8 protein-coding genes and 1 pseudogene are annotated in these 6,710 nt (G+C 69.1%); 3 read left to right on the top strand and 6 right to left on the bottom strand.

The window, feature by feature from the left end; all coding sequences use genetic code 11:
* From EYZ64_RS30430 to EYZ64_RS30405, 6 genes and pseudogenes are all read right to left on the bottom strand, one after another.
* Positions 1-188: pseudogene (locus EYZ64_RS30430) on the bottom strand (hypothetical protein); the annotation flags it as partial.
* Positions 189-277: 89 nt separating this feature from the next.
* Positions 278-1,132 carry a CopD family protein gene (locus tag EYZ64_RS30425; RefSeq protein WP_286175204.1) on the bottom strand — a complete coding sequence of 285 codons (855 nt, stop codon included), beginning with the start codon at positions 1,130-1,132 and terminating at the stop codon, positions 278-280.
* Positions 1,108-1,614, bottom strand: a complete 507-nt coding sequence (locus EYZ64_RS30420) for a copper resistance CopC family protein (RefSeq protein WP_135459467.1) — start codon at positions 1,612-1,614, stop codon at positions 1,108-1,110. Before EYZ64_RS30420 ends, EYZ64_RS30425 begins: the two co-directional genes overlap by 25 nt.
* The gene (locus EYZ64_RS30415; protein ID WP_135459466.1) at positions 1,611-2,300 is read right to left on the bottom strand and encodes a YcnI family copper-binding membrane protein; all 690 of its coding nucleotides are present in this window, start codon (positions 2,298-2,300) and stop codon (positions 1,611-1,613) included. The genes EYZ64_RS30420 and EYZ64_RS30415 overlap by 4 nt, the downstream gene beginning before the upstream one ends.
* A 36-nt stretch (positions 2,301-2,336) precedes the next feature.
* Complete coding sequence (locus tag EYZ64_RS30410) at positions 2,337-2,864, bottom strand: hypothetical protein (protein ID WP_135459465.1); 528 nt, start codon at positions 2,862-2,864, stop codon at positions 2,337-2,339.
* Positions 2,865-2,874: 10 nt separating this feature from the next.
* Positions 2,875-3,531 carry a DUF6474 family protein gene (locus EYZ64_RS30405; RefSeq protein ID WP_135459464.1) on the bottom strand — a complete coding sequence of 219 codons (657 nt, stop codon included), beginning with the start codon at positions 3,529-3,531 and terminating at the stop codon, positions 2,875-2,877.
* Positions 3,532-3,743: 212 nt separating this feature from the next.
* Between EYZ64_RS30405 and EYZ64_RS30400 the strand changes: the two genes are divergently transcribed.
* From EYZ64_RS30400 to EYZ64_RS30390, 3 genes are all read left to right on the top strand, one after another.
* Complete coding sequence (locus EYZ64_RS30400) at positions 3,744-4,976, top strand: hypothetical protein (RefSeq protein WP_135459463.1); 1,233 nt, start codon at positions 3,744-3,746, stop codon at positions 4,974-4,976.
* A 69-nt stretch (positions 4,977-5,045) separates the two neighbouring features.
* Complete coding sequence (locus EYZ64_RS30395; RefSeq protein ID WP_135459462.1) at positions 5,046-5,537, top strand: ImmA/IrrE family metallo-endopeptidase; 492 nt, start codon at positions 5,046-5,048, stop codon at positions 5,535-5,537.
* The gene (locus tag EYZ64_RS30390; protein ID WP_135459461.1) at positions 5,534-6,667 is read left to right on the top strand and encodes a hypothetical protein; all 1,134 of its coding nucleotides are present in this window, start codon (positions 5,534-5,536) and stop codon (positions 6,665-6,667) included. The genes EYZ64_RS30395 and EYZ64_RS30390 overlap by 4 nt, the downstream gene beginning before the upstream one ends.
* Positions 6,668-6,710: the final 43 nt, after the last annotated feature.

The raw sequence follows: 6,710 nt of genomic DNA, 5'->3' as shown, positions 1-6,710 counted from the left end.
GCTGCTTTCTTGGCCGGGGTCTTCTTCGCGGGGGCCTTCTTGCCCGGCGGAGGACCGGGTTTGGGAGCCGGGGTCGGAGGGGCCGGAATGGGCGGAGCAGGATCCGCGCCGGCCGCTGATGCGTCGACCGCAGCCGGCTCGGCTGCGGTGGCGGGTTTCTCGGCGGGTTGATCCTGCTGCTCTGCCATCTGGCTGCTCCTTTGCAGTTTCTGGTGCTCCGCGCCATCGCGGAGGGTGGGGCCGGCAGTGTTTCCCATCATGCCAGGCGCCGCAGCGGTCAACCCGTGACGGCCAGAGCCGCGGCAAGCGTGACCGCAACAGCCATCATGCCCAATTCCATCAACGAGCGGTTCTGCGACAACGCTGCGCTACTGCGGTGAGCCCGCGCCGCCGGCAGCCAATGAGACCGGTTTCGCCAGGCCAGAGCCAGCAGAGCCACCGTCACGACCAGTTTGGCGGTCAAAATCCGGCCATAACCGGTGGCCCACAACTCGGCGGGCGAGTTCAACTTGATCGCCGCCCCGACCACACCGGCGACCAGCAGCACACCCACGCACGACAGCGACAACTGCGAGAACCGGGGCAGCACCCTGGCCCACTGGCCGCGGTGCGTCACGGTCAGCACCAGCGCCGCCAGCACCCCGCACCACACCGCGGCGGCCAGGGCATGCAGCGCCACGGCCATCCCACCGATCGGACTCTCCGAGAGATGTCCGGCCAGAGTCCTGGCGGCCATGCCGACCGCCGCGACCCCGACCGTCATGGCCGTGGTGGTGGCACCGCGCGGGACGAGGATCGCCACCACGCCGACGATCAGCGCCGCCGCGACGCCGACCAGCCCCGAACGGCCGACTGTGGTGTGCAGACCGAAGTCGGTCAAGGTGTGCACGCGGATCTGCCAGAACCCGACACCCGCGGTCTGCGCGGCCTCCACGGTCAGCCGCACGATCTCGGCCAGTAGCCAGAGTGCGGCAGCCAACGCGAGTGGCGTGGCCGCCCTCCGGCTCAACTCGGCGCGGTAGCGGTCGGACTCGAGCAGCGGCACTGCCGCCAGGCCAAGAGCGACGATGGCGGCGCCGTCAGCCAGCGCCCGGATCAACGCACCGATCACCGCTGACGTCGGACCGCCCACCAGGCTCCGCCGCCGATGAGCACGACGGCGACCAAAACGAACGGCCACACCACGATGCCGCCGTCGGACTGCGCGGGCGACGAGGCGGCGGGCCCCGGAGTGCCCGCACCGGCGACGGTCAGGTCGAACGACCAGGAACCCGAGACCACGTGCCCGTCGGCCGAGGTCACCCGGTAGTTCACCGTGTACGTACCGGCCGGGCCGAGTGGGCGGACCCCGACGCTGAGCACAGCACCGGCGACCTTCGGGTCACCCTCAGACCACAGGTTGTTGTCCGGGCCGACGACCGTCATGTTGGCGAAGGCCGGCTGCAGCGCCTCGTTGAACGTGGCGCTCACCCGTGGCGGTGCGGCGCTGAGCGCCGAATGCTCTGCCGGGTCCGCCGCGACCCGGGCCGCGTGCGCCGACGCGGCCGGAGCCCCGACCAATGCAGAGGCGGCCAGGATGAGCCCGGTCAGGGTCGTGGCCAGCAGCCGGCTCATGACCGGCGCCGGTTCAGCAGACTTGCGACCACCGCGGCGGCCGCGACGATCAGCGCTCCGCCTGCCAGCCAGCGGGCCGAATTGTCGACGGTGCCTGCGGGCTGTGCGGCAGCGGCAGGCACGGGCTGACCGGCCGCCGGGGCCGTCTCGGTGCCGTGTTCGGCAGTTCCTGCTGCAGGCGGGGTTCCGGTCAGCGTCAGTTGCGGAGCCGGGTGCTCGGGCTCGCTGCCGTCGGGCAGCGGGGCCTGATCCCACCGGACCACCGAGCCGTCCGAGTAGGTCTGGGTGACGGGGAAGCTCGCCGTCGTCGTATCGGGCAGTTTGACCGACACCCGGAACAGCGCGAACTGCTCGGGTGAGATGCCCACTCCGGGTGCCGCGGTCCAGGTGACCGTCCGGACCGTTCCCGCGGAGGTGTCACGGTCGAGCTTTGTGGTCCAGCCCGGCATCACCTCGGTGCGCGCCGAGGCCACGTTGGGCAGGTCAACCTTCAATTGTGTTGTCAGCGCGCCGGAATCGGACTCGCCGGGAACTCGGAAGGTGAGTACCGAGGTGGATCCCGGTGTCGGATCGTCGGCGTCGACGTGGACATGCGCCCATGCCGGTGCGGCGGTGAGCAGACCGGCGACGGCTACCGCCGCGGTCGTGAGCAGGGCGCGCGAGGACGCCCCGGTGAGGGGTTGCATTCGTGGTGTCTTTCTGGAGTTGGTCGGGTCGGACGGTCAGGCGCAGGCGCCGACCGGCGGGCCCCGATGCGACACCGAAGCGGCCAGGAAGAGAGCCGAGTGCAACGGCTGATCCGTGCCACGCGCCAAGACACCGACCGTCGTAACCGGCACCGGCCGCCCTTGGGGCGCCATCGTGCGCACCGCCCGCGATACCGCTGCCGACAGCCGGGCACCGCAGGCGATCAGGCCTGCGCCGAGCGATACCGCGGCCAGGTGCGCGCCGAACATCACCAAGCCGGGCCGGGTGCCGTGCGAGTGACCCGCCGTCGCCAACAACGCGTGGGCCAGCAGCTGGCCGGTACCGAGCAGGCCCCACAACACCGCGGTGCGGTTCGCGCCACGCACGGTCGCGGCCACCGTGCCGAGGGTGGCCGCCAGCACGACGAGCTGGGCGGCCACCGCGCCTCCGGGCAGACCGCCGCCGCCGCCGACGCCGTGCGCCGCGACGGCCAGTGCGGCCGTGAGGGAGCCGACGGCCGTACCGCGCAGCGGGGCTGCGTAGTCGATACGGGCGCCGGTCATGGAATTGGGCTCAGACCAGTCCCAGCCGAGCCATCAGATCGGCATCGATGCCGTCGAGTTGGGCGGCGATCGCCGCGTGGGCGCCGCGGCGCCGTGCGGTCGGCATGTTCTCGGCGGCAGTCACCGCCGCGGCCAGGTCAGTGAGCCGTTCGTTGATCGCCGTGACGAACTGTTTGGTCTCGGCATCCTTGGGCTTCTTCTCGGCGACCTGCCGCAGCGTCTGCTCGGCCCCGGAGATCCGTGCGGACAACTCGGCGCTGTGTCCTGAGAACTGACCGAGCTGGGCCAGCGGGACACCGAGGCGATCGGCACGACGTTCGTCCAGAGCGCCCCGGGCGGCCGTGGCGGCACGGTAGATCAAGGGCACGAGGACCGGCGCCAGCAAACGTGTGACGGTGAGCAGACGACGAATCCTGGCAGGGGCGAGCAGACGTCCTTCACGGGCCGCCTTCAACTCGGTCTCGGCCACTTTGAGGGCGTTGCGGTCGCTGTCCCGCTGCGTCTTGACCTGAGCTTTGAGGGCCCGCTGTGCAGATTTCTGATCGGACTTGATGCGACGAGTCTCGTTCTTTGCGGTGAGCCGGGCTTCCAGCTTGGCCTTGGCCTTGATGGCGCGGGCTTCGGCGCGGCGGGTGGCGCGGCTTTTTCGTCGCGTGAACAGGCCCATTCCGGTTGCCTCCCGGTCAATTCGTCGTGTGTTTGTGGTCACCGCAGAAGTGCTGCAGACCCACAGTATCGTCCGGTGGATTTGCTCCGCCGCGGCTCCCCGCGATCAAGGCGGTAAATCGCCTCAGCTAGCAAATTCGGACTGCTTGTTTGTGCGAGAATTGAATTCGTCAACGAAAGCTTGCAGGCGGTGCGCGAAAGGGTGGTGACAACGTGCGTTCGCGGTTGCGCGTCGCCGCCTCGACCGGTCTGGTGCTTATGGGCCTGATCATGGCCGGTGTCGGGGGCGCATTGGCGTTTGCCGATCCGGATCGAGGCCGGCCCGACAGCGGTCAGGGCTCGTCGAATACTGCCGGCAACGGGCAGGACGGGCACGGGGGCAAGGATCACGGGCCGGGCCAGAATCAGGGCGGCGATTCCCAGGGCGAAGACGGGGATGGCACCGGCTCGCCGGGCACCCGGACGACCCACAAGCCCACCAAGACGAGCGGCAAGCCGACCAAGACGACGGGCAAACCGACCCAGACCGACGAACCCAGCGGGCCGTCGCAACCGTCCGGTACCCGGACGCCTCCGCAAACTGGAACCGACACCAACACCCCGACCAAGACCGACACCACCCCGACCAAGACCGACACGGCGACCCCGACGAAGAGCGACACGGCGACCCCGACCAAGACCGACACTGCGACTCCCAGCACGAAGCCGTCGGAGTCGGAGACACCCACGACATCTGCCAGCGAGACAGTGTCGACCACGCCCTCGACGACGGCTGTCACGACGACCGCGACCACCACGCGCACGACTGAGTCGTCGACGACCGAGACCACCAAGTCGACCTCCGAGACCACCGAGACGACCAAGTCGACGTCGGAGACCACCTCCGCGACATCGGAGACCACCCAGACCACCCAGACCACCACAACTCTGATCGGCGGCGCTGCCGGCGGTGGAGGCGGTGGCGGCGTCCCCGCGCCGTTCAACTTCCCGCGCCCGCCGGTGATGCAATTACCGGCACCGCCGGCACCGGCGGCCGATGTGGCTGTGCCACCCCCGCCCGGCCTGGCCGCGGCGGCCGGGGTGCCGCCGATCGCCGTTCCGGTCGTCGTGCTGCCCGTCATCGTGCCGCCGCTCGCGGCGCCGTTGGGTGGTCCGGGCTCGGACCACGGACCGAGGTCGGGACCTCACATGCAACCCTCGACCAAGATGCGGACCGAGACGAGGCCTCCCGCCGCCGTCGGATTGAACGCGGGCCTCCCGCCGGCGTCCTACCGGGCCGGCTACGCGGACTACCTGCGTACGGCGAACACGATGGAGATCGCGGCGATGGCGCTGCCCGGCGTAACCGGGATGATGGCCCTGACCGGCCTGGGCGGGCTCGTGGGCTACCGGCAGGCCAAAGCCGGCCGTACCGTCAGAATCGACGCCAGTCGGTTCATGCGTTAGGAACGACCTGGGAGAATCCAGGTAAGGGGACTTGTCCGGGCGTGCTACGAAAGGGTGGAAAGGGGGATCATGTCCGCCAGTCGAAGCGTTACGCGCGCTGTCAACGAGGTTCTCGATCTGGCCCCGCGACAGGGCGAAGTCACATTGACCCGCCTGGTCGACGCGGTGAGCGAAGACCGCGGTAGGCCGATCGAGCTGACCATGGCAGAACTTCCGCCCGGGGTCTGCGGGCAGTGGCGGCAATACACCGACCGCGATGTGTTCCTCATCCAGCAGGGCCTGCCGGCCTGGGACCGCACCCTGGCTCACGAGCTCGGCCACCTGGTGCTGGGCCACGAGGGCATCTCGATCGTCGATGCGGCCGCTGCCACCGCTGAGGTGGCCACCTCCGATCTGATCAGCTACATGCTCAACCAACGGACCGGCTGCATGGGGCCCAACGGCGAGGACATCGAGCAGGAGGCCGAGGACTTCGCCGCGCTGCTGCTGTACCGGCTCGGCCGGCTGCCCTCCGACCGGTCATCGATCGTGCAGGTTCGCCTCGGAGAGGCGTTTGGTTGATCGTCTGGGTGATTGCCGGCCTACTCGGCCTGGCGACCGGCCTGCGCATCGGTTGGGCACTGGTCAACAAACAATCCCTGGTGAGCTCGGCGATGATCCTGTCGTTGGGCAGCCTTGGCGTCGTCGCAGCACTGAACTGGCAGCCGCTCGCCCTGCTGATCGACACGGTGGTGCACTGGCCCAACGTCGCGGTCGGACTGAGCCAGGTTGCGCTGATCGCCTGCGCAGCCGGTAGTTGCGTGATGATCACGACGGCGTCATCGAGCCATTCGGCGACTCTCACCCGACGCATCGCACTGGTCCAGTACGGCATTGCCGGACTCGTGACAGTCATCAGCCTGGTGATCTTCTTCCGCGCCGGTCGACAGCCGGAGATGTCGCCGTCGGAGTACCTCAAGCGGGATCTCGTCTCGAACGGCACCTCATGGCTGCTGCCGTTGCTCTACGTGTTCCTCGCCCTCACCCTGGTGGCGTGGGCGGGCCTGCGCTACTCGAACCGCAGCCGGCGTGGGCGGGCGCTGTTCCTGTTCACGGTCGGGATGGTGCTGATCGTGGCTACCAGCGGCTTCGTCCTGCTCCGCGCCGCGGGGCGCACCGAGCCTGTCGGTGTCGGCGCCGCGGCGACCATGCTCGGGTGCGCGATGGTGATCGTCGCCGCCGGATCGCTGTTGCCCAGCGTCGAAGACTGGTTCGGTGCACAACACGAACTGCGGACCATCAAACCGCTGCTGAATGAGTTGGCCCGGCGTCAGCCCGACGTGGGTATCGGGGTGCGTCCGCGCGGACCGCTGGTGTTCCGCGTCGCCGAACGGATGTCGCTGATCTCCGACGCGCTGTACCTGGAAGCGACCGCGGCCGACGCGCGTCAGCATGAGACCGCCGGGCCCCGCGGATCATCCGGATCAAGTGACGCAACACAATTCGGCGATACCGAGCGACCTCAGGTGTCACCCCGGGATCAGGCGCGGGCCATCGCCCAGTGGATCTACGACACTCGCGAGGGGGATGAAGATTCAGCGTTTCCGGGGCTGGCCTGGCTCAGCCAGCCGGAATCGTTTTCGGACCGGGAATGGATTCTGGCGATTGCCGAGCAGTACCGGAAATTGGACCGCGGGGCTGCGCGCAGCTGAAACCCGCGCGAGTGGAAACCACCGAAATGGTCCCCACTGACGT

Origin of the sequence: Mycobacterium sp. DL99, from assembly GCF_004762045.1 — a bacterium.
In the GTDB taxonomy this organism is placed as follows: Bacteria; Actinomycetota; Actinomycetes; order Mycobacteriales; family Mycobacteriaceae; genus Mycobacterium.
Note: the sequence above shows the minus strand (reverse complement) of the source record. Positions and strands in the feature narration are given on the sequence as shown.